The organism is Kitasatospora herbaricolor, assembly GCF_030813695.1.
Classification (GTDB): Bacteria; Actinomycetota; Actinomycetes; order Streptomycetales; family Streptomycetaceae; genus Kitasatospora; species Kitasatospora herbaricolor.
Genome location: NZ_JAUSVA010000002.1, coordinates 6,756,225 through 6,778,534 on the forward strand (window position 1 = coordinate 6,756,225; position 22,310 = coordinate 6,778,534).

Sequence of the window (22,310 nt, forward strand, 5' to 3'; positions counted from 1 at the left end):
ATGCCAGACGCGGACACCACCATGACGCAGGCCGAGCGGAACGCTCCCCAGGAGCTGACCGCGGCTCAGGAGGGCGTCCTCGCCGCGCAACGGATCGACCCCGAGAACCCGGCGTACAACGTCGGCCAGTACGTCGAGATCGACGGCCCGTTCGACCCGGAGCTGCTGGAGGCGGCGCTGCGCCGCACCCTGGCCGAGGCCGAGGGCCTGCACGTACGGCTCGCCGAGCTGGACGGGCGGACGGTGCAGATCCCCACCGGCTTCGACCCGGACGGCTGGCAGCTGCCCCGCCTCGACACCCGGGGCGCCGCCGACCCGGTCGCCGCCGCCACCGACCTGGTCCGCGGCCAGCTGGCCGTCCCGACCGAGCTGGACGGCGACCCGGCGGCCCCGCTCACCGGCGCCCTGCTGGTCCGCACCGGAGAGCGCAGCCACCTCTGGTTCCAGTGGTTCCACCACCTGGTGATCGACGGTTACGGCGTGGCGCTGTTCAGCCGCCGGGTCGCCGAGGTGTACTCCGCCCTCGCCGCCGGCGCCGAGCCGCCCGCGAGCCCGTTCCGCCCGGTGTCCGTCCTGGTCGAGGCGGAGCGTGCCTACCTGGCCTCGGACCGGGCCGGGGCCGACCGCGCCCACTGGCAGGACCGCTTCGCGGACCGTCCGGCCGTGGTCGGCCTCACCGAGCGCACCGCGCAGGCCGGCCCCACCGGGCTGCGCCGGCGCGTGGAGCTGACCGCCGCCGACTCCGCCGCCGTGCTCGCCGCCGCCCGGGCCGCCCGGGCGACCTGGGGCGAGGCCGCCACCGCCGCCCTGGCCGCCTACCTGCACCGGATGACCGGCACCGGCGACGCCGTGCTCGGCATGCACTTCATGGCCCGGCACGCCCCCGGCACCCTGCGGGTCCCCGGCATGGCCGTGAACATCCTGCCGGTGCGGGTCCCGGTGACCGGCGCCGACACCTTCGACACCCTGCTGCGCCGGGCGGTCGGCGAGCTCAAGGCCACCCGCCGTCACCAGCTGCACCGCGGCGAGGAGATCCGCCGCGAGCTGGGCCTGGTCGGCGGCGACGACCGCCTGCACGGCCCGCTGCTCAACCTCAAGCCCTTCGACCTCGACCTGGACTTCGCCGGCAGCCCCGGCCGCACCGTCAACCTGGCCTCCGGCCCGGTCGAGGACCTCGCCCTCTCCGTCACCAAGACCCCGGACGACCGGCTGGTGCTGGAGTTCGACGCCAACCCGGCGCTGTACACGGAGTCCGAGCTGGCCGGTCACGCCGAGCGCTGCGGCGGACTGCTGGCCCGCCTCGCCGCCCACCCCGAGCGGCCGCTGGCCGAGCTCCGGCTGCTCGCCGACGCGGAACTCGACGCGGTGCTGCACGGCTGGAACGACACCGCCCGCGAGGTCCGCGAGGGCACCCTGGTCAGCCGGATCGCCGAGCGCGCCGCCGCCACCCCGGACGCCACCGCCGTGGTCGCCGACGGCCGCGCGCTGACCTACCGCGCGCTCGCCGAGCGCTCCGACGCGCTGGCCCGCACCCTGCGCGCGGCCGGCGCCGGCCCGGACCGCGTGGTGGGCGTCGCCGTGCCGCGCTCCGCCGAGCTGATGGTCGCCCTGCTGGGCGTCCTCAAGTCCGGCGCCGCCTACCTCCCGCTGGACGCCGACTACCCGGTCGAGCGCCTCGCCCAGATGGTCGAGGACGCCGCGCCCGTGCGCGTCGTCACCGTGCCCGAGCTGCTGGAGCGGCTGCCCGGGGCGGCCCGCGCGGTCGCCGTCACGGTGGACGACGCCGCAGCGGCCGCCACCGCAGCGGCCGGCGCCGGCCCGGACGTCGAGCTGCCCGCCGTCGCGCCCGACCACGCCGCGTACGTCATCTACACCTCCGGATCCACCGGCCGCCCCAAGGGCGTGGTCGTCACCCACCGCGCCATCGTGAACCGGCTGGCCTGGATGCAGCACGCCTACCGGCTCGGCGCCGACGACCGGGTGCTGCAGAAGACGCCGGCCAGCTTCGACGTCTCCGTCTGGGAGTTCTTCTGGGCCCTGTGCGAGGGCGCCGCCGTCGTGCTGGCCCGCCCCGAGGGCCACAAGGACCCGGCCTACCTCAGCGCCCTGATCGCCGAGGAGCGGGTCACCACCCTGCACTTCGTGCCCTCGATGCTGCGCGCCTTCCTGGAGGACGGCTCCGTCGCCGAGCGCTGCGCCGGCCTGCGCCGGGCCTTCTGCTCCGGCGAGGCGCTGCCCGGCGACGTCGTCGACCGCTGGTACGCCACCCTGCCGGCCGTCCCGCTGCACAACCTCTACGGGCCCACCGAGGCCGCCGTCGACGTCACCCACCACCGCACCGAGCCCGCCGCCGGCGTGGTGCCGATCGGCCGCCCGGTCTGGAACACCCGGCTGTACGTCCTCGACGCCGCGCTGCGCCCCGCGCCCGTCGGCGTGCCCGGCGAGCTGTACCTGGCCGGGGTGCAGCTGGCCCGCGGCTACCTCGGCCGCCCCGGCCTGACCGCCGAGCGCTTCGTCGCCGACCCGTTCGCCGCCGACGGCTCCCGGCTGTACCGCACCGGAGACCTGGTCCGGTGGGCCGCCGACGGCAGCGTCGAGTACCTCGGCCGCACCGACGACCAGGTCAAGGTCCGCGGCTTCCGGATCGAACTCGGCGAGATCGAGGCCGCCCTGGAGGCCCGGCCGGAGGTCCTGCAGGCGGCCGTGACCGCCCGCGAGCTCACCCCCGGCGGCGCCCGCCAACTGGTCGGCTACGTCGTCCCCGCGCCCGCCGACCCGGAGGCGCTGCGCACCGCCCTCGCCCGCACCCTGCCCGAGCACATGGTGCCCGCCGTACTGGTCGGCCTGGACGCGCTGCCGCTCAGCCTCAACGGCAAGCTCGACCGCAAGGCGCTGCCCGCCCCGACGCCCGCCGGCGACGGCGGCCGCGCCCCCCGCACCGAGGCCGAGCGGGTGCTCGCCGGCCTGGTCGCCGAGGTGCTCGGCCTGCCCGAGGTCGGCGTCGACGACAACTTCTTCTCCCTCGGCGGCGACAGCATCTCCGCCATCCAGCTGGGCAGCCGCGCCCGCCGGGCCGGTTTCGCGATCACCCCACGGGTGGTGTTCGAGCGGCGCACCGTCGCCCGGATCGCCGCCGTCGCCGAGGGCCTGCGCCCCGCCGACCGGCCCGCGGTGGCGGCCGTGGCGGCCGTCGGCACGCTGCCCGCCACCCCGGTCGGCGCCTGGCTGCGCTCGCGCGGCGGTCCGGTCGCCCGGTTCAGCCAGCACACCGTCCTCACCGTGCCCGCCGGCCTCGACCGGGCCCGGCTGACCGCCGCCCTGGACACCCTGACCGACCACCACGACGCCCTGCGGCTGCGCCTGCACGTCGCCGCGGACGGCGGCTGGACGCAGGAGGTCCGCCCGGCCGGCAGCGCGCCCGCCGCCGCCCGGCTGCGCCGGATCGCCGTCGCCGCCGACCAGCTGCACACCGCCGCCGCGGAGCAGCGCGAGGCGGCCGCCGACCGGCTCGACCCCGAGCAGGGCGTCGTCCTGCAGGCCGTCCACCTGGACGCCGGACCTGACACCCCCGGCCTGCTCGTGCTCGCCGCGCACCACCTCGCCGTCGACGGCGTCTCCTGGCGCATCCTGCTGCCCGACCTGCGGGCCGCCTACGAGGGCCGCGCCCTCGACCCGGTCACCACCCCGCTTCGGGCCTGGGCGCTCGGCCTCGCCGAGGCCGCCGTCGGCGACGCCGTCCGTGCCGAACTCCCGCTCTGGCAGGCCGTGCTGGCCGACGGTGCCGGCCCGCTGCTGGGCGACCGCCCGCTCGACCCGGCCCGCGACACCGCCGCGACCACCCGCCGGCTGCGGCTGACCCTCCCCGCCGGCCGCACCGCGCCGCTGCTCGGCGCCGTCCCCGCCGCCCACCGCGCCGGCGTCGACCACGTCCTGCTGACCGGCCTGGCGCTCGCCCTGGTCGGCCGCCGCCGCGCCCGCCTGGGCGCCGACGCCCGGGCCGACCTGCTGCTGCGCCTGGAGGGCCACGGTCGCGAGGACCACCTGGTGCCCGGCGCCGACACCACCCGCACCGCCGGCTGGCTGACCAGCGAGTTCCCGGCCCGCCTCGACCTCTCCGGGGTCGACCTGGAGGACGCGCTGGCCGGCGGGCCCGCCGCCGGCCGCGCCCTCGCCCTGGTCAAGGAGCAGCTCCGGGCCCTGCCCAACGCCGGCGCCGGCTACGGCCTGCTGCGCCACCTGGACCCGGTGTCCGGGCCCGCGCTCGCCGACGCCGACGCCCCCCAGCTGCTCTTCAACTACCTCGGCCGCTTCACCGCCACCGGCGACGCGTGGACCGCCGCCCCCGAGGCCGGCGACGCCGTCGCCGCCGGCGCCGACGACGCCCTGCCCGCCGCCCACGCGCTGGAGGTCGGCGCCTTCGTCCACGACGGCCCGCACGGCGCCGAACTGACCGTCAACCTGTCCTGGCCGCAGGGCGTCCTCGCCGAGGACGCCGTCCGCGCGCTCGCCGAGCGCTGGTTCGAGGCCCTCGACGCGCTGGCCCGCTACGCCGCCGCCCCGGGCGCCGGCGGCCTCACCCCCTCGGACGTGCCGCTGGCCGCCGTCACCCAGTCCGAGCTGGACCGGCTGGCCGCCGAGCACCCCGGCACCGGGGACGTGCTGCCGCTCTCCCCGCTCCAGGACGGCCTGCTGTTCCACGCCCTGTACCAGCGCGAGGACGGCGCCGACGACCTCTACACCTCGCTCACCTCGCTCGACCTGCGCGGGCCGCTGGACCGCGCCGCGCTGGTCCGGGCCGTCGACGCGGTCGTCAACCGGCACACCGCGCTGCGGGCCGGCTTCGTCGGCGCCGGGCTCCGGCGCCCGCTCCAGCTGGTCGCCGACCGGGTCGCCGTGCCGTGGACGGAACACGACCTGACCGCCGTGCCGGCGGCCGACCGGGCCGCCGGGATCGGCCGGATCGAGGACGAGGAGGCGTCCCGCCGCTTCGACCTGGCCCGGCCCCCGCTGGTGCGCTGCGCCCTGGTCACCCTCGGCGCCGAGCACCACCGGCTGGTGCTGACCCGGCACCACATCGTCATGGACGGCTGGTCCACGCCCGTCCTGCTGCGCGAGCTGATCGCCGCGTACGGGGACGGCGAGGCCGCCGCGCTGCCCGCCGCCGCCCCGTACGCCGACCACCTGGCCTGGCTCGCCGGGCGGGACGCGGCCGCCGACACCGCCGCCTGGCGTCGCGCGCTGGCCGGCCTGGAGGCACCCACCCTGCTCGCCGACAGCCTCGGCACGCCCGCCTCGGGGCCGGCCGCCGCCGGCCGCCAACTCGACCTGCCGATCCCGGCCGAGCTGTCCGCCGTGCTCACCGCCACCGCCCGCGAGCACGGCCTCACCCTCAACACCCTGGTGCAGGGCGCCTGGGCGATCCTGCTGGGCCGCCTCACCGGCCGCACCGACGTGGTGTTCGGCGCCACCGTCTCCGGCCGCCCGGGCGACCTGCCCGGCGTGGAGTCGATGGTCGGCCTGTTCAGCAACACCGTCCCGGTCCGCTTCGAGCCCTCGGACGAGGAGCCGGTCGCCGCGGCGCTGGCCCGGCTGCAGACCCAGCAGTCCGCCCTGCTCGACCACCAGTACCTGGGTCTCGCCGACATCCAGGCCCTGGCCGGGCACGGCACCCTCTTCGACACCCTGCTGGTCTTCGAGAACTACCCGGTGGACCCGGACCGCCTCAGCGCCCGCGGCCTGCGGGTCGCGGGCATCGGCAACCGGGGCGCCACCCACTACCCGCTGACCGTCCTCACCCTGCCCGGCGAGGCCCCGCAGCTGACCGTCGAGTACCGCCCCGACGTGTTCACCGCCGAGCAGGCCGGCGCCGTCGGCACCCGCCTGCTGCGGCTGCTCACCGCCATCGCCACCGCCCAGGCCACCCCGGTCGGCGCCCTGGAGGTGCTCTCCGCCGAGGAGCGCGCCACCGTGCTGCGGACCTGGAACGACACCGCCCGCCCGGTGCCCGCCGGCACCGTGGTCGACGCCTTCGCGGCCCGGGTCGCCGCCACCCCCGGCGACACCGCCGTGGTCTTCGGCGAGCAGCGGCTGGACTATGCCGAGCTGGCCGCCCGGGTCGACCGGACGGCCCGCCACCTCGCCGCCCTCGGCGCCGGCCCCGGCCGGACCGTCGGGCTGGCCCTGCCGCGCTCCGCCGACCTGGTCGCCGCCCTGCTGGGCGTCCTCGCGTCCGGCGCCGCCTACCTGCCGATCGACCTCGACCACCCGGACGAGCGGATCGCGCTGATGCTGCAGGACGCCGATCCGCTGCTCACCCTGAGCACGCCGGAGGTGGCCGGGCGCCACCCGGTGCTCGCCGGGCACGGCCTGGGCGTCGTCACCCTCGCCGAGCTGGGCTCGCTGGACGCCGAGCCGGTCCGCCCGCACGCCGACGACCTGGCGTACGTCATCCACACCTCCGGCTCCACGGGGCGCCCCAAGGGCGTCCAGGTGCCGCACCGGGGCCTGGCCAACATGCTGGAGCACCACGGCAACACCGTCTTCGCCCGGGCCGTGGCGGCGGCCGGCGGGCGCCGGCTGCGCGCCGCGCACACCGCCTCCTTCTCCTTCGACTCCTCGTGGGAGCAGCTGCTCTGGCTGATCGGCGGCCACGAGCTGCACGTCTACGGCGAGGACCTGCGCCGGGACCCGCAGGCCCTGGTGGCCCGCCTGCTCGCGGACCGGATCGACACCCTGGACGTCACGCCGTCGTTCGGCCGGCAGCTCGTGGAGTGGGGCCTGCTGGACTCCGCGGAGCACCGCCCGCTGCTCTTCCTGGTCGGCGGCGAGGCCGTCGACGAGGCGCTGTGGACCCGCATCCGGGAGACCGAGGGTGTGCTCGGCCACAACTTCTACGGCCCCACCGAGTACACCGTCGACACCCTGGGCGCCGCCCTGGACGAGAGCCCGACCCCGTTCGTCGGCCGCCCGATCGGCAACACCCGGGTGTACGTGCTGGACGCCCGGCTGCGGCCCGTCCCCGCCGGCGTGCCCGGTGAGCTGTACATCGCCGGCCCGGGCCTCGCCCGCGGCTACGGCAACCGGCCCGCGCTCACCGCGAGCCGTTTCGTCGCCGACCCGTTCGCCGGTGACGGCTCCCGCATGTACCGCAGCGGCGACCTGGTGCGCCACCGCGCCGACGGCAGCCTGGACTACCTCGGCCGCGACGACGACCAGGTGAAGATCCGCGGCTTCCGGGTCGAGCCCGGCGAGGTCGAGGCGGCGCTCGCCGCCCTGCCCGGCGTAGCCCGGGCCGCCGTGCTGGCCCGCCCGGCCGCCACCGGCGTCAAGCGGCTGATCGGCTGGGTCGTCCCCGCGCCCGGTGCCGTCGCCGACCCGGCGCTGCTGCGCAAGGCACTCGCCGACGCGCTGCCCGAGTACATGGTCCCGGCCGCGATCGTGCCGCTGGACGCGCTGCCGCTGAACGTCAACGGCAAGCTCGACCGCCAGGCGCTGCCCGAGCCGGAGGCCGCCGCGTTCGCCGCCCCGGCCGGCCGCGCCCCACGCGACGAGCGGGAGGCCGTGCTCTGCGGCGTCTACGCCGACGTGCTGGGCCTGCCCGCGGTCGGCGTCGACGACGACTTCTTCGCGCTGGGCGGGCACTCGCTGCTCGCCACCCGGGTGATCGGCCGGGTCCGCGCGGCCCTAGGGGTGGACGCGGCCGTCCGCGACCTCTTCGAGACCCGCACCCCCGCCGCCTTCGCCGCCCGGCTCGCCGGCGCCGCGGCCGGCCGCCCCGGCCCCTCGGCCCGCCCGCGTCCCGACCTGGTGCCGCTGTCCGCCGCGCAGGCCCGGCTCTGGTTCCTGTACCGCCTGGAGGGTCCGAGCACCGCGTACACCATCCCGTGCGCGGTGCGGATCGACGGCGCGCTCGACCAGGACGCGCTGCGCGCCGCCTTCGGCGACGTGCTGGCCCGCCACGAGGCGCTGCGCACGGTCTTCCCGGACCACGAGGGCCGGCCGTACCAGCGGATCCTCGACCCGGAGGCGGCCGGTGCGCCCTTCACCGTCGAGGAGGTGACCGTCCAGCGGCTGGACACCGCGGCGGCCGCCGCCGGCGCGTACGCCTTCGAGCTGGCCGAGGAGATCCCCGTCCGGGCCACCCTGCTGACGGCCGGTCCGACCCGGCACGTCCTCAGCCTGGCGCTGCACCACATCGCCGGCGACGAGTGGTCGGAGGGAGTGCTGCTGCGCGACCTCGACCACGCGTACGCCGCCCGGTTGGCCGGCGCCGCGCCGGTGTTCGCCCCGCTGCCGCTGCAGTACGCCGACCACGCGCTGTGGCAGGGCGAGCTGCTCGCCGGGCAGGACGGCCCGGCCGCCGGCCAGAGCGCGTACTGGACGCGGCGCCTGGACGCGCTGCCCGCCGAGCTGAACCTGCCCACCGACCGGGCCCGGCCGGCCGAGGCGAGCGGCCGCGGCGGACAGGTACGGCTGCGGCTGCCGGACGAGCTGCACCAGGACCTGCGCGGCTACGCCCGGCGCACCGGCGCCACCCCGTTCATGGTGACCCAGGCGGCCGCCGCGCTGCTGCTCGGCGGGCTGGCCGGCACCACGGACGTGGCGATCGGCACCCCGGTCGCGGGCCGGTCCGACGAGGTGCTGGAACCGGTGGTCGGCTTCTTCGTCAACACCCTGGTGCTGCGGCACGACCTGGCCGCCGAGGGGAACGCCGGCGACCTGAGCTTCGACGACCTGGTCGCCCGCTCCCGGGAGACCGTCCTCGGCGCCCTGGCCCACCAGGACCTGCCGTTCGACCGGCTGGTCGAGATCGTCAACCCGGAGCGCTCGCTCGGCCGCCACCCGCTGTTCCAGGTGATGGTCCAGCACCGCCGGGAGGCCGGGGGCCTGGACGGCCTGTTCGGCGCCCGCACCGCGCTGCTGCCCGACCCGGTGCACGCGGCCCGCTTCGACCTCGCCTTCACCTTCGTGGAGTCCGCCGACGGGGCCCGCACCGACCTCACCGTCATCCACGCCGAGGACCTGTACGAGCGCGCCACCGCCCGGCTGTTCGGGGCCCGCCTGCTGCGGGTCCTGGAGCAGGCGCTGGCGGCGCCGGACCGCCCGGTCTCCCGGATCGAGCTGACGGCCGCCCAGGAGCGGCGGGGCCTGGCGGGCGAGTGGAACGCCACCGCGCTGGAGGTCCGCGAGGGCACCCTGCTCACCCGGATCGCCGAGCGCACCGCCGCCACCCCCGACGCCGTCGCGGTGGTCTTCGAGGGCACCGGGCTGACCTACCGCGAGCTGGACGAGCGGGCCGGGCGCCTCGCCCGGGTGCTCGCCGGCGCCGGCGCCGCGCCGGACCGCCTGGTCGCCGTCGCGGTGCCCCGCTCGGCCGAGCTGATGGTGGCGTTGCTCGCCGTCCTCAAGTCCGGCGCCGGCTACCTGCCGCTGGACACCGAGTACCCGGCGGAGCGGCTGACGGCCATGCTGGAGGACGCCGCCCCGGTCTGCGTGCTGACCACCGACGGGCAGGCCGGCGCCCTGCCCCGGGTGCCCGGGGTGCCGGTCCTCACCGTGGACGCCGACGGCCCGCAGACCGAGCCGGCCGCCCCCGGCCCCGACCACGCCGCGTACGTCATCTTCACCTCCGGCTCCACCGGCCGCCCCAAGGGTGTCGTGGTCACCCACCGGGCGATCGTGAACCGGCTCGACTGGATGCGCGAGGTCTACGGCATCACCGCGCAGGACCGCGTCCTGCAGAAGACCCCGGCCAGCTTCGACGTCTCGGTCTGGGAGTTCTTCCTGCCGCTGGTGACCGGCGCCGCGGTGGTCCTGGCCCGCCCCGGCGGGCACCGCGAGCCCGAGTACCTGGCCGAGCTCGCCGACCGGGGCTCCGTCACCACCTGCCACTTCGTGCCGTCCATGCTCACCGCCTTCACCGGCGCGGCCGAGCAGGACGACGCGGTCCGCCGGGCCTTCGCCGGGGTGCGCCGGGTGTTCTGCTCCGGCGAGGCGCTGCCCGCCGCCGCCGTGGACCGGTTCGCCGCGCTGTGGCCGCAGATCGAGCTGCACAACCTGTACGGGCCGACCGAGGCCGCGGTCGACGTCACCTACCACCGCGCGTGGGCCGGCTCCGGCGTGGTGCCGATCGGCCGCCCGGTCTGGAACACCCGGCTGTACGTGCTGGACGCCCGGCTGCGGCAGGTGCCGGTCGGGGTGCCCGGTGAGCTGTACCTGGCCGGCGTCCAGCTGGCCCGCGGCTACCTCGGCCGCCCCGGCCTGACCGCCGGTCGCTTCGTCGCGGACCCGTTCGCGACCGACGGCTCCCGGCTGTACCGCACCGGCGACCTGGTGCGCCGCCGGGTCGACGGCGAGATCGAGTACCTCGGACGCACCGACGACCAGGTGAAGGTCCGCGGGTTCCGGATCGAGCTCGGCGAGGTGGAGTCGGCGCTCGCCTCCGTGCCCGGCGTCGGCCGGGCCGCGGTCACGGCCCGGGCGCTGACCGAGGGCGGCGCCCGCCAGCTGCTCGGCTACGTCGTCCCGCGGGCCGGTGCCTCGGTCGGCGCCGAGGCGGTGCGCGCCGCGGTGGCCGCGGTGCTGCCCGAGCACATGGTGCCGGCCGTGGTGACGGTGCTGGACGCGCTGCCGCTGAGCGTCAACGGCAAGCTCGACCGCAAGGCGCTGCCGGCCCCCGGCCGCCGCGCGGAGCCGGCCGCCGGGGCCGCCGGGCACTCCCCGGGCCGCGCGCTGGCCAGGGTCTTCGCCGAGGTGCTCGGGCTGCCCGAAGTCGGCGAGGAGGAGAACTTCTTCGCCCTGGGCGGCGACAGCATCGTCTCCATCCAGCTGGTCAGCCGGGCCCGCAGGGCGGGCTTCGACGTGGCCGCGAAGGACATCTTCCAGCACCCCACCCCGGCCGCGCTGGCCGCCGCCAAGGGCCTGTCGTCCCCGTCCGCCACCGCCCCGGCGGCCGCCGCCGCGCCCGTCCCGGTGGACGGCGAACTGCCCGCGCTGCCGGTGGTGCACTGGCTGCGCGAGCGCGGCGGGCCGGTGGACCGGTTCAACCAGTCCGTGCTGGTGACCGTCCCCGGCGACCTGCGCGAGCAGCCGCTGCGCGAGGCGCTGGCCGCGCTGGCCGGCAACCACCCGGCCCTGCGGCTGCGGCTGGACCGCACCGACGGCCTGTGGACCCAGGAGATCCTGCCCGCCGGCCGGGCACCCGCCGTCACCGACCCGGCCACCCTGCGCCGGGTCGACGCCGGGGGAGCCGGCCTCACCGCCCTGCTCACCCGGGAGGCCGACGCGGCGGCCGCCGCCCTCGACCCGGCGAGCGGCCGGGTGCTGCGCGCCGTCTGGTTCGACGCCGGCCCCGGCCAGGACGGCCGGCTGCTGCTGACCGTCCACCACCTCGCCGTGGACGGCGTCTCCTGGCGGGCCCTGCTGCCCGGCCTCGCCACCGCGTACGCCGCGCTGGCCCGCGGCGCCCGCCCGGCCCTCGAACCGGAGGCGCACACCCTGCGCGCCTGGTCCGAGCGGCTGCTGGCGCACGCCCAGGAGCGTTCCCGGGTCGCCGAGACGGCGTACTGGCGGGACGCCCTGGCCGGCCCGGCCGGGCCGCTCGCCGCGCTGGCCGCCGACCCGGCGCGGGACACCGTCGCCACCGTCCGCACCCTGCGCCGCACCCTGCCCGCCGACCGGACGGCGCCGCTGCTGGCGGACGTCCCGAAGGCCTTCGGCGCCGGCGTCGACGACGTGCTGCTGGCCGGCCTCGCCCTCGGCGTCGCCACCGCCCGCCCGGGTGCCGCGCCCGCCGTCCAGGTCGACCTGGAGGGGCACGGCCGCGGCGGCGCCGGCGGCTTCGCCCCCGACCTCGCCCGCACGGTGGGCTGGTTCACCACCGTGCACCCCGTCCGGCTGGACCTCGCGGGCCTCGACCCGGCGGCCGCGCTGGCCGGCGGCGAGGCCGCCGGCCAGGTGCTGAAGCAGGTCAAGGAGCAACTGCGGGCCGCCCCCGACCGGGGCCTCGGGCACGGCCTGCTGCGGCACCTCAACCCGCAGACCGCGGCCGTGCTGGCCGGCGCGCCGCGCTCACCGGTGCTCTTCAACTACCGGGGGCGCACCGACGGGCCCGCCGGCCCGCTCGGCGGCTGGCCGCTCGCCCCGCAGGCCGAGCGCGACGCCGTCGCGGCGGGCGCCGGCCCGGACCCGGCGATGGCGGCCGGCTACCCGCTGGAGATCGACGCGGTGGTGCGGGCCGACGCCGACGGGCGGCCCGAGCTCGCCGTCGGGTGGAGCTGGCCGCAGGCCCTGCTCACCGAGGCCGAGGTCGCGGCGCTCGCCGACGCCTGGTTCGCCGCCCTGGACGCCCTGGCCCGGCACACCGCGGGCGGTCGGGCCGGCGGGGTCACCCCGTCCGACCTGAGCCTCGTCTCGCTGAAGCAGGCCCAGATCGACCGGCTGGAGTCCCGGCTGCGCGGGCGCCGCCGCCGATGACCGCCGCCGGACACCTCCCCGACCCGACCGACCACCTCCCCACCACCCCCAGGACCGAGAAGACCGTGATGAACGACTCCACCGCCCCGATCGACGACTCCCAGCCCGAGGGCCCGGCCGCGTCGGCCCTGGAGGACGTCTACCCGCTCTCCTCGCTCCAGGAGGGGCTGCTCTTCCACGCCCTGTACGACCAGGACGCCCGCGACGTCTACGTCGTCCAGTCGTACCTGGACCTGTCCGGCCCGGTCGTGACGGCACGGCTGGCCGCCGCCGTGGACGCGCTGCTCGCCCGGCACGCCAACCTGCGGGCCGGCTTCTGGTACGAGGACCCGGAGGCGGTCGTCCAGTTCGTCCAGCGCACGGTGGAGACCCCGCTGCGCGAGGTCGACCTGACCGCGCAGGCCGGGCCGGCCCAGGACGCGGCGGTCGCCGCCGCCATGGACGAGGACCGGCACGCCCGCTTCGAGCTGGACACCCCGCCGCTGCTGCGCCTCGCCCTGCTGCGCCTGGACGCCGAGCGCTCCCGGCTCGTCGTCACCTGCCACCACCTGCTGCTGGACGGCTGGTCGATGCCGATCATCTTCCGCGAGCTGCTGGCGCTGTACGGCTCCGCCGGCGACCCGTCGGTGCTGCCCGCCGTCCGCCCGTACAAGGACCACCTGGCGCTGCTCGCCACCCGCGACACCGCCGCCGCCGAGGCGGCCTGGAGCGCCGCGCTGGCCGGCTTCGAGGAGGCCCACCCGGTGGCGCCCGGCGCAGCCACCGCCACCGCCGCCGAGCCCGGCCTGATCACCCGCTTCGCCGACGCGGAGCTGTCGGCCGGGATCGCCGCGGCCGCCCGCGGGCGCGGCCTGACCCTCGGCAACGTCGCCAACACCCTCTGGGGCGTCCTGGTGGGCTCGCTGACCGGCACCTCCGACGTGGTCTTCGGCACCACCGTCTCCGGCCGCCCGGACGACCTGCCGGGCGCCGAGTCGATGGTCGGCCTGTTCATCAACACGGTGCCGGTCCGGGTGCGGCTGCGGCCCGGCGCCACCCTGGCCGGCGCCGCCGCCGACGTGCAGCGCGAGCAGGCCGAGCTGCTGGCCCACCAGCACCTGGGCCTGGGCGCGATCCAGCGTCGCAGCGAGGTCGGCGGCAGCCTCTTCGACACCCTGCTGGTGGTGGAGAACTACCAGGGCGGCGGGGACGCGCTGCGCGAGGCGCTGGACAGCGCGCAGGGCCCGGCCGTCACGGGTCCGGCCGTCACGGGTCTGGGCGCCCGCGACGCCACCCACTACCCGCTCGGCCTGACCGTGCTGCCCGGCGCGGAGCTGCGGGTCGAGCTGGAGTACCGCCCCGACCTGTTCGAGCCGGCCGAGGCCGAGCGGCTGACCGACCGCTTCCTGGCCCTGCTCGCCACCTTCGCCGCCGACCCGGACACCCCGCTGGCCCGCCTGGACCTGCTGGGTGCGGCCGAGCGCGCCGCCCTCCCGGCCGCCGTCGCCGGCCCGGTCGAGCCCGTCCCCGCGGGGACCGTGCACGACCTGTTCGCCGCCTCCGCGGCCCGCACCCCGGCCGCCGTCGCGCTGGTCGCCCCCGACCTGGCCGGGCGGAGCACCGAGCTGACCTTCGCCGCCCTGGCGGACGGCGTCGACCGGCTGGCCCGCCTGCTGCTCCGCCGCGGCCTCGGCGCCGAGCGGGTCGCCGCCCTGGCGCTGCCGCGCTCCGCCGAGTCGGTGACCGCGATCTTCGCCGTGCTCGCCGCCGGCGGCGCCTACCTGCCGCTGGACCTCGACCACCCGGACGAGCGCCTCGCCATGCTGCTCGACGACGTCCGCCCGGCAGTCGTGCTGACCACCCGTGAGGTGGCCGGGCGGCTGCCCGAGGTGCCCGGCGCCGTCACCCTGCTGCTGGACGACCCGGCGGTGGCGGCGGCGCTCACCGCCCTGCCCGGCGGCCCGCTCACCGACACCGAGCGCGGCGGGCCGGTGCACCCCGGCCAGGCCGCCTACGTCATCCACACCTCCGGATCCACCGGCCGCCCGAAGGGCGTGCTGATCCCGCACGCCGGCCTCGCCAACCTGGCCCACGACCACCTCGGCGGCACCTTCGCCGAGGCCGCCGCCGGCCGCCGGCTGCGCGCCCTGAGCACCGCCTCGTTCGCCTTCGACTCCTCCTGGGACCAGCTGCTCTGGCTGGTCGGCGGCCACGAGCTGCACGTGCTCGGCGACAGCGAACGCCGGGACGCCGAGGCCGTGGTGGCGCACGTCCGGGAGCACCGGATCGACGTCCTGGACCTCACCCCCACCTACGCCCAGCAGCTCCTGGACAGCGGCCTGCTGGACGGTGCGCACCGCCCGTCGCTGCTGCTGCTCGGCGGCGAGGCGCTGCCCGAGGGCCTGTGGACCAGGCTGCGCGCCGAGCCCGGCCTGACCGTCCTGAACTACTACGGCCCGACCGAGTTCACCGTCGACGCGCTGCTCGCCGACCTCGCCGACAGCACCACGCCGAGCGTCGGCCGGCCGCTGCGCAACGGCCGCGCCTACGTCCTGGACCCGCTGCTGCGACCCGTCCCGGCCGGCGGGCGCGGCGAGCTGTACCTGGCCGGCGACCAGCTGGCCCGCGGCTACCTGGGCCGTCCGGGCCTGACCGCGGAGCGGTTCGTCGCCGACCCGTTCGTCGCCGACGGCATGGGGGCAGCCCCGGCCGAAGGCGGGGGGAGGATGTACCGCACCGGGGACCTGGTGCGCCGACGCGCCGACGGCACCCTGGACTACCTCGGCCGGATCGACGACCAGGTGAAGATCCGCGGCCACCGGATCGAGCTCGGCGAGATCGAGGCGGCGCTCGCCGCCCTGCCCGGCGTCGCGCACAGCGCGGTGCTGGTCCGCTCCGGCGCCGTCAAGCGCGTCGTCGCGTACGTGGTGCCGGCGGCCGGCGCGGTGCTCGACACCGAGGCCCTGCACCAGGCCCTCGCGGCCCGCCTGCCCGAGTACATGGTGCCCTCGGCCTACGCCGTGCTCGACGCGCTGCCGCTGACCGTGAACGGCAAGCTGGACCGGGCCGCGCTGCCCGAGGACGGGCTCGACTTCGCCGGCGCGACCGCCGGCCGGGCCGCCGCGACCGCGACCGAGGAACTGCTCTGCGAGCTGTACACGGAGGTCCTGGGCCTGCCCGCGACCGGCGCGGAGGACGACTTCTTCCGCCTCGGCGGCGACAGCATCTCCTCCATCCGGCTGATCGGCGCCGCCCGCGCCGAGGGCCTGGTCCTCAGCCCGCGCGACGTCTTCGAGCGCCGCACCCCCGCCGCCCTGGCCGCCCTCGCCGACGAGCGCGGCGCCGCCGGTCCGGCTCCCGCACCCGCCGAACTGCCGGCCGCCACCGAGGCCGAGCTGGCCGTGGTGCGGGCCGCCGCCCCCGAGCTGGAGATCGAGGACCTCTGGCCGGTCTCGCCCCTTCAGGAGGGCCTGCTCTTCGAGGCGGGCTACGACGACCAGGCGCTGGACGTCTACACCTCGCGCGACGTGGTCACGCTGACCGCCCGGGTGCCCGGCCCGGTCCTGCGCGCCGCCGTCGCCGCCGTCCTGGAGCGCCACCCCAACCTGCGGGTCGGCTTCCTCCAGGAGGGGCTGGAGCGCCCGGTGCAGTTCCTGCCGCGCGCGGTGGACGTGCCGCTGACCGAGATCGACCTCGGCGACCTGGCCCCGGCCGCCTTCGAGGCCGAGCTGGCCCGGCTGACCGAGCGGGAGGCCGCCACCCGGTTCGACCTGACCGCCCCGCCGCTGCTGCGCATGGTCTCGGTGCTCGCCCCCGGCGGCGGGCAGCGGATCCTGATCACCAACCACGCCCTGCTCTGGGACGGCTGGTCCGCCGGCCTCTTCCTGCAGGAGCTGCTGACCCACTGCGCCGGACAGCCGGCCCCCGCCCTCGGCCTGCCCTACCGGGACTTCCTGGGCTGGCTGGGCGCGCAGGACCAGGAGCAGGGCCGGGCGGCCTGGCGCGAGGCGCTGGCCGGGCTGGACGAGCCCACCCTGCTGGCCCCGCAGGCCCGGGAGCGGGCCGCGCTGCTGCCGCAGGAGGTCACCGCCGGCATCTCGGCCGAGCTGACCGGGCGGATCGCCGCGTTCGCCCGCGAGCACGGCCTGACCCTGAACACCGTGCTGTCCGGCGCCTGGGGCCTGCTGCTGGCCGGCCTGACGGCCCGCGAGGACGTGGTGTTCGGCGCCACCGTCTCCGGCCGGCCGGCCGAGCTGGCCGGGATCGACGCCACCATCGGCATGTTCCTCAACACCGTGCCGGTCCGGGCCCGGCTGGACGGCTCCGAGAGCGTCGCCGCCTTCCTCGTCCGCCTCCAGGAGGAGCAGACTGCACTGCTGGCGCACCACCAGGTCAGCCTGGGCGAGATCCAGCGCGGCACCGGCTTCGGCCGTCTCTTCGACACCCTCCAGGTGCTCCGCAACACCCCGGCCGACCAGGGCGTGCGGGACCGGATCCGGGAGAGCCTGGGCGTGCAGCAGGTGGTGGACGTGGACGCCACGCACTTCCCGCTGATCTTCATCACCAATCCCGGCGAGGCGCTCTCCTTCGAGTGGAAGTTCCGCCCGGACGTCTTCGAGCGCGCCACCGTCGAGGAGCACGCCGAGCGGCTGGTGGCCCTGCTCGGCCAGCTCGTCGACCGCCCCGGCCTGCTGGTCCGCGAACTCGACGTGCTGACGGTGCGTGAGCGTGGGTTGGTGCTGGGGGAGTGGGCGGCGACGGCGCGGGAGTTGCCGGGGGCGTCGGTGGCGGATCTGCTGGCGGAGCGTGCGGCGTCGGTGCCGGGTGAGACGGCGTTGGTGTTCGGTGCGGCTTCGTGGACGTATGCGGAGCTGGATGCGCGGGTGAACCGGTTGGCGCGGTTGTTCGCGGCGCGTGGTGCGGGGCCGGAGCGGGTGGTGGCGCTGGGGTTGCCGCGGTCGTTGGAGATGGTGGCGGCGTTGTTCGCGGTGCTGCGGTCGGGGGCGGCGTACCTGCCGTTGGAGCTGGACTACCCGGTGGACCGGCTGGCGTTCATGGTGGAGGACACCGCGCCGGTCTGCCTGGTCACCGACTCCACCGCGGCCGCGCTGATGCCCGCGCACCCTGCCACCCTGCTGCTCGACGCGGACACCGTCCGCGCGGAGCTGGCGGCGCTGCCCGCCACCCCGTACCGGGCCGGCTACTCGCCGGACGCGCCGGCGTACGTGATCTTCACCTCGGGGTCGACGGGCCGGCCGAAGGGTGTGGTGACGCCGTACCGGGGTCTGACCAACATGCAGTTGAACCACCGGGAGGCGATCTTCGATCCGGTGGTGGCCTCGGCGGGCGGGCGGCGGCTGCGGATCGCGCACACCGTCTCGTTCTCCTTCGACATGTCCTGGGAGGAGCTGCTCTGGTTGGTCGAGGGCCACGAGGTGCACGTCCTCGACGAGGCGCTGCGCCGCGACGCCCAGGGCCTGGCGGACTACTGCGCCGAGCTGGAGGTCGACGTCGTCAACGTGACGCCGTCCTACGCGCAGGCGCTGGTGGAGTGCGGTCTGCTGGACGAGGGGCGGCATCGTCCGGTGCTGGTGCTGCTGGGTGGTGAGGCGGTGGCGGAGACGCTGTGGTCGAAGCTGCGGGACACCCCCGGGGTGCTGGGTTACAACCTGTACGGGCCGACCGAGTACACGATCAACACGCTGGGTGGCGGCACGCTGGACTCGGCGACGGCGACGGTGGGCCGGCCGATCTGGAACACCCGTGCCCATGTGCTGGACGGCCACCTGCGTCCGGTGCCGGTCGGGGTGGCGGGCGAGTTGTACGTCTCCGGGGTGGGTCTGGCGCGGGGTTATCTGAACCGGCCGGGTCTGACGGCGGAGCGGTTCGTGGCGGACCCGTTCGGTGAGCCCGGGGCGCGGATGTACCGGACGGGTGACGTGGTGCGCTGGCGTCAGGACGGTCTGCTGGACTTCCTGGGCCGGGTGGACGACCAGGTGAAGATCCGCGGCTACCGCGTCGAGCCCGGGGAGATCGAGGACGCCGTCGCCCTGCACCCGGACGTGGCCCAGGCCGCCGTGGTGGTCCGCGAGGACACCCCCGGAGTCAAGCGCCTCGTCGCCTACCTCGTGCCCGCCGGACCCGGCGTCGACGTGGCCGGGGTGCGCAGCGACCTCGCCCGGCGCCTGCCCGAGTACATGGTGCCGTCGGCGCTCGTGGTCCTCCCCGAACTGCCGCTCACCGTCAACGGCAAGCTCGACCGCAAGGCCCTGCCCGTCCCCGACGCCACCGCCGCCGGCCGCGCCCCGCGCGACGCCCGCGAGGAGATCCTCTGCGGTGCCTTCGCCGAGGTGCTCGGCCTCGCCGAGGTCGGCCCGGAGGACCACTTCTTCGACCTGGGCGGGCACTCCCTGCTCGCCACCCGCCTGGTCGGCCGGATCCGCACCCTGCTGGGCAGCCGGCTGACCGTGCGCGACCTGTTCGAGGCGCCCACCCCGGCCGGCCTGGCCCACCGGACCGCCGCCGAGGGCGAGCCGCGCCCCGCGCTCGCCCGCCGCGAGCGCCCGGCCGACCTGCCGCTGTCGCACGCGCAGCGCCGGATGTGGTTCCTGCAGAACCTGGACGACTCGGGCGCCACCTACAACGTGCCGCTGGTGGTCCGGGTCGCCGGGGAGCTGGACCTGGGCGCCCTGCGCGCCGCCGTCCGCTCGGTGACGGAGCGCCACGAGAGCCTGCGCACCGTCTTCACCGAGCGCGACGGCGCCGTCTTCCAGCAGATCCTGGACGTCCCCGGGGCGGCCGGCACCGTCCACGTCGTCGCGTCCGGCGAGCACCGCCTCGCGGTCGACGTCGAGGAGGCGGTCCGGCACGGCTTCGACCTCTCCGCCGAGGCGCCGCTGCGGGTCACCGTGCTGGAGATCGCCCCGCAGGACCACGCCGTCGTGCTGCTCTTCCACCACATCGCCGGCGACGAGTGGTCGATGCTCCCCTTCATCGAGGACCTCACCACCGCCTACACCGCGCACGCGGCCGGTGCGGCGCCCGCCTGGACGCCGCTGCCCGTCCAGTACGCCGACTACACGCTCTGGCAGAAGGAGCTGCTGGGCGACGCCGCCGACGCCGACAGCCTGCACGCCCGCCAGGTCCGGTACTGGCGGGAGGCGCTGGCCGGACTGCCGCAGGAGCTGCCGCTGCCGATCGACCACCCGCGCGTCCCGGTGGCCGGCCACCGCGGCGACACCGTGCGGGCCCAGGTGCCGCCGGCCGTCTACCGCGGCCTGCGCGAGGCCGCCCGGGCCACCGGCAGCACCACCTTCATGGTGCTGCAGGCCGCCGTGGCGACCCTGCTGCACCGGCTCGGCGCGGGCACCGACATCGCCCTCGGCGCACCGGTGGCCGGTCGCTCGGACGCCGCCCTGGACGGCCTGGTCGGCTTCTTCGTCAACACCCTGGTGCTGCGCAACGACCTGTCCGGCGACCCGACCTTCGCCGAGCTGCTGACCCGCACCCGGGACACCGACCTGGCCGCCTTCGCCCACCAGGACCTGCCGTTCGACCGGCTGGTGGAGGCCGTCAACCCGCCGCGGGTGCCCGGGCGGCACCCGCTGTTCCAGGTGATGCTCGGCTACCAGCACAACGACGGCCAGGCCGGGCGGCTGCTCGGCCTGGAGAGCCGGATCCTGCCCTTCGAGCTGGGCGCGGCGAAGTTCGAACTCGACTTCAACTTCGAGGAGACCCCCTCGGCGGAGGAGATCGACATCGCCTTCGAGTACGCCGCCGACCTGTACGACCGCTCCACCGCCGAGGCCCTGGTCGAGCGCCTGCTGGCGGTGCTGGAGCAGGTCGCCGCCGACCCGCGCCGCCGCATCGGCACCCTCGACGTGCTGACGGTGCGTGAGCGTGGGTTGGTGCTGGGGGAGTGGGCGGCGACGGCGCGGGAGTTGCCGGGGGCGTCGGTGGCGGATCTGCTGGCGGAGCGTGCGGCGTCGGTGCCGGGTGAGACGGCGTTGGTGTTCGGTGCGGCTTCGTGGACGTATGCGGAGCTGGATGCGCGGGTGAACCGGTTGGCGCGGTTGTTCGTGGCGCGTGGTGCGGGGCCGGAGCGGGTGGTGGCGCTGGGGTTGCCGCGGTCGTTGGAGATGGTGGCGGCGTTGTTCGCGGTGCTGCGGTCGGGGGCGGCGTACCTGCCGTTGGAGCTGGACTACCCGGTGGACCGGCTGGCGTTCATGGTGGAGGACACCGCGCCGGTCTGCCTGGTCACCGACTCCACCGCCGAGGCCCGGATGCCGGATGCCCCCGGTGTGACCCGGCTGCTGCTGGACTCGCCGGAGGTGGCGGCCGAACTGGCCGCCCTGCCGGCGACCCCGCTCGGCCTCACCGTGGACCAGGACGCGCCGGCGTACGTGATCTTCACCTCGGGGTCGACGGGCCGGCCGAAGGGTGTGGTGACGCCGTACCGGGGTCTGACCAACATGCAGTTGAACCACCGGGAGGCGATCTTCGATCCGGTGGTGGCCTCGGCGGGCGGGCGGCGGCTGCGGATCGCGCACACCGTCTCGTTCTCCTTCGACATGTCCTGGGAGGAGCTGCTCTGGTTGGTCGAGGGCCACGAGGTCCATGTGATGGACGAGGCGCTGCGCCGCGACGCCCAGGGCCTGGCGGACTACTGCGCCGAGCTGGAGGTCGACGTCGTCAACGTGACGCCGTCCTACGCGCAGGCGCTGGTGGAGTGCGGTCTGCTGGACGAGGGGCGGCATCGTCCGGTGCTGGTGCTGCTGGGTGGTGAGGCGGTGGCGGAGACGCTGTGGTCGAAGCTGCGGGACACCCCCGGGGTGCTGGGTTACAACCTGTACGGGCCGACCGAGTACACGATCAACACGCTGGGTGGCGGCACGCTGGACTCGGCGACGGCGACGGTGGGCCGGCCGATCTGGAACACCCGTGCCCATGTGCTGGACGGCCACCTGCGTCCGGTGCCGGTCGGGGTGGCGGGCGAGTTGTACGTCTCCGGGGTGGGTCTGGCGCGGGGTTATCTGAACCGGCCGGGTCTGACGGCGGAGCGGTTCGTGGCGGACCCGTTCGGTGAGCCGGGGGCGCGGATGTACCGGACGGGTGACGTGGTGCGCTGGCGTCAGGACGGTCTGCTGGACTTCCTGGGCCGGGTGGACGACCAGGTGAAGATCCGCGGCTACCGCGTCGAGCCCGGGGAGATCGAGGACGCCGTCGCCCTGCACCCGGACGTGGCCCAGGCCGCCGTGGTGGTCCGCGAGGACACCCCCGGAGTCAAGCGCCTCGTCGCCTACCTGGTGTCAGGTGAGGGTACCCTTATCGAGGCCGCCTCGGTCCGGCGTATGCTGGCCGGGCGTCTGCCCGACCACATGGTGCCGTCGGCGTTCGTGGTCCTCCCCGAACTGCCGCTCACCGTCAACGGCAAGCTCGACCGCAAGGCCCTGCCCGCTCCCGGCGCCGCCGACTTCACGGCGTCAGGACCGCTGCGCGGCCCGCGGTACCCGAGCGAGAAGGCGGTGCACTCCGCGTTCGCCGAGGTGCTGGGCCTGCCCGCACTCGGGATCGACGAGAACTTCTTCGAGCTCGGCGGGCACTCGCTGCTCGCGATGTCGCTGCTCCAGCACCTGCGGGCCGCCTTCGCGGGCGAACTGTGCCTGGCCGACCTGCTGGCCCGGCCCACCGTCGCCGCGCTCGCCGAGTTCCTGGTCGACCGAACGGTCCAGGCCGCCCTCGGCGAGTCGGCGGACGAGGCGGCGCCCTGCTCCGACTGACCGGCCCCAGACCCGACCGACCCCGAACCGGCCCCGACGGCCACCCCCGAACCGGCCCCGACAACCACCCGATCCGAC

The 22,310-nt window shown here is 76.5% G+C and carries 2 protein-coding genes; both read left to right on the forward strand.

What is annotated here, in order from left to right:
• Complete coding sequence (locus J2S46_RS29705) at positions 1–12,474, forward strand: non-ribosomal peptide synthetase (protein WP_191291318.1); 12,474 nt, start codon at positions 1–3, stop codon at positions 12,472–12,474.
• Positions 12,471–22,232, forward strand: coding sequence for a non-ribosomal peptide synthetase (locus J2S46_RS29710; RefSeq protein ID WP_307351688.1), 9,762 nt, complete (start codon positions 12,471–12,473; stop codon positions 22,230–22,232). The genes J2S46_RS29705 and J2S46_RS29710 overlap by 4 nt, the downstream gene beginning before the upstream one ends.
• Positions 22,233–22,310 lie beyond the last annotated feature (78 nt).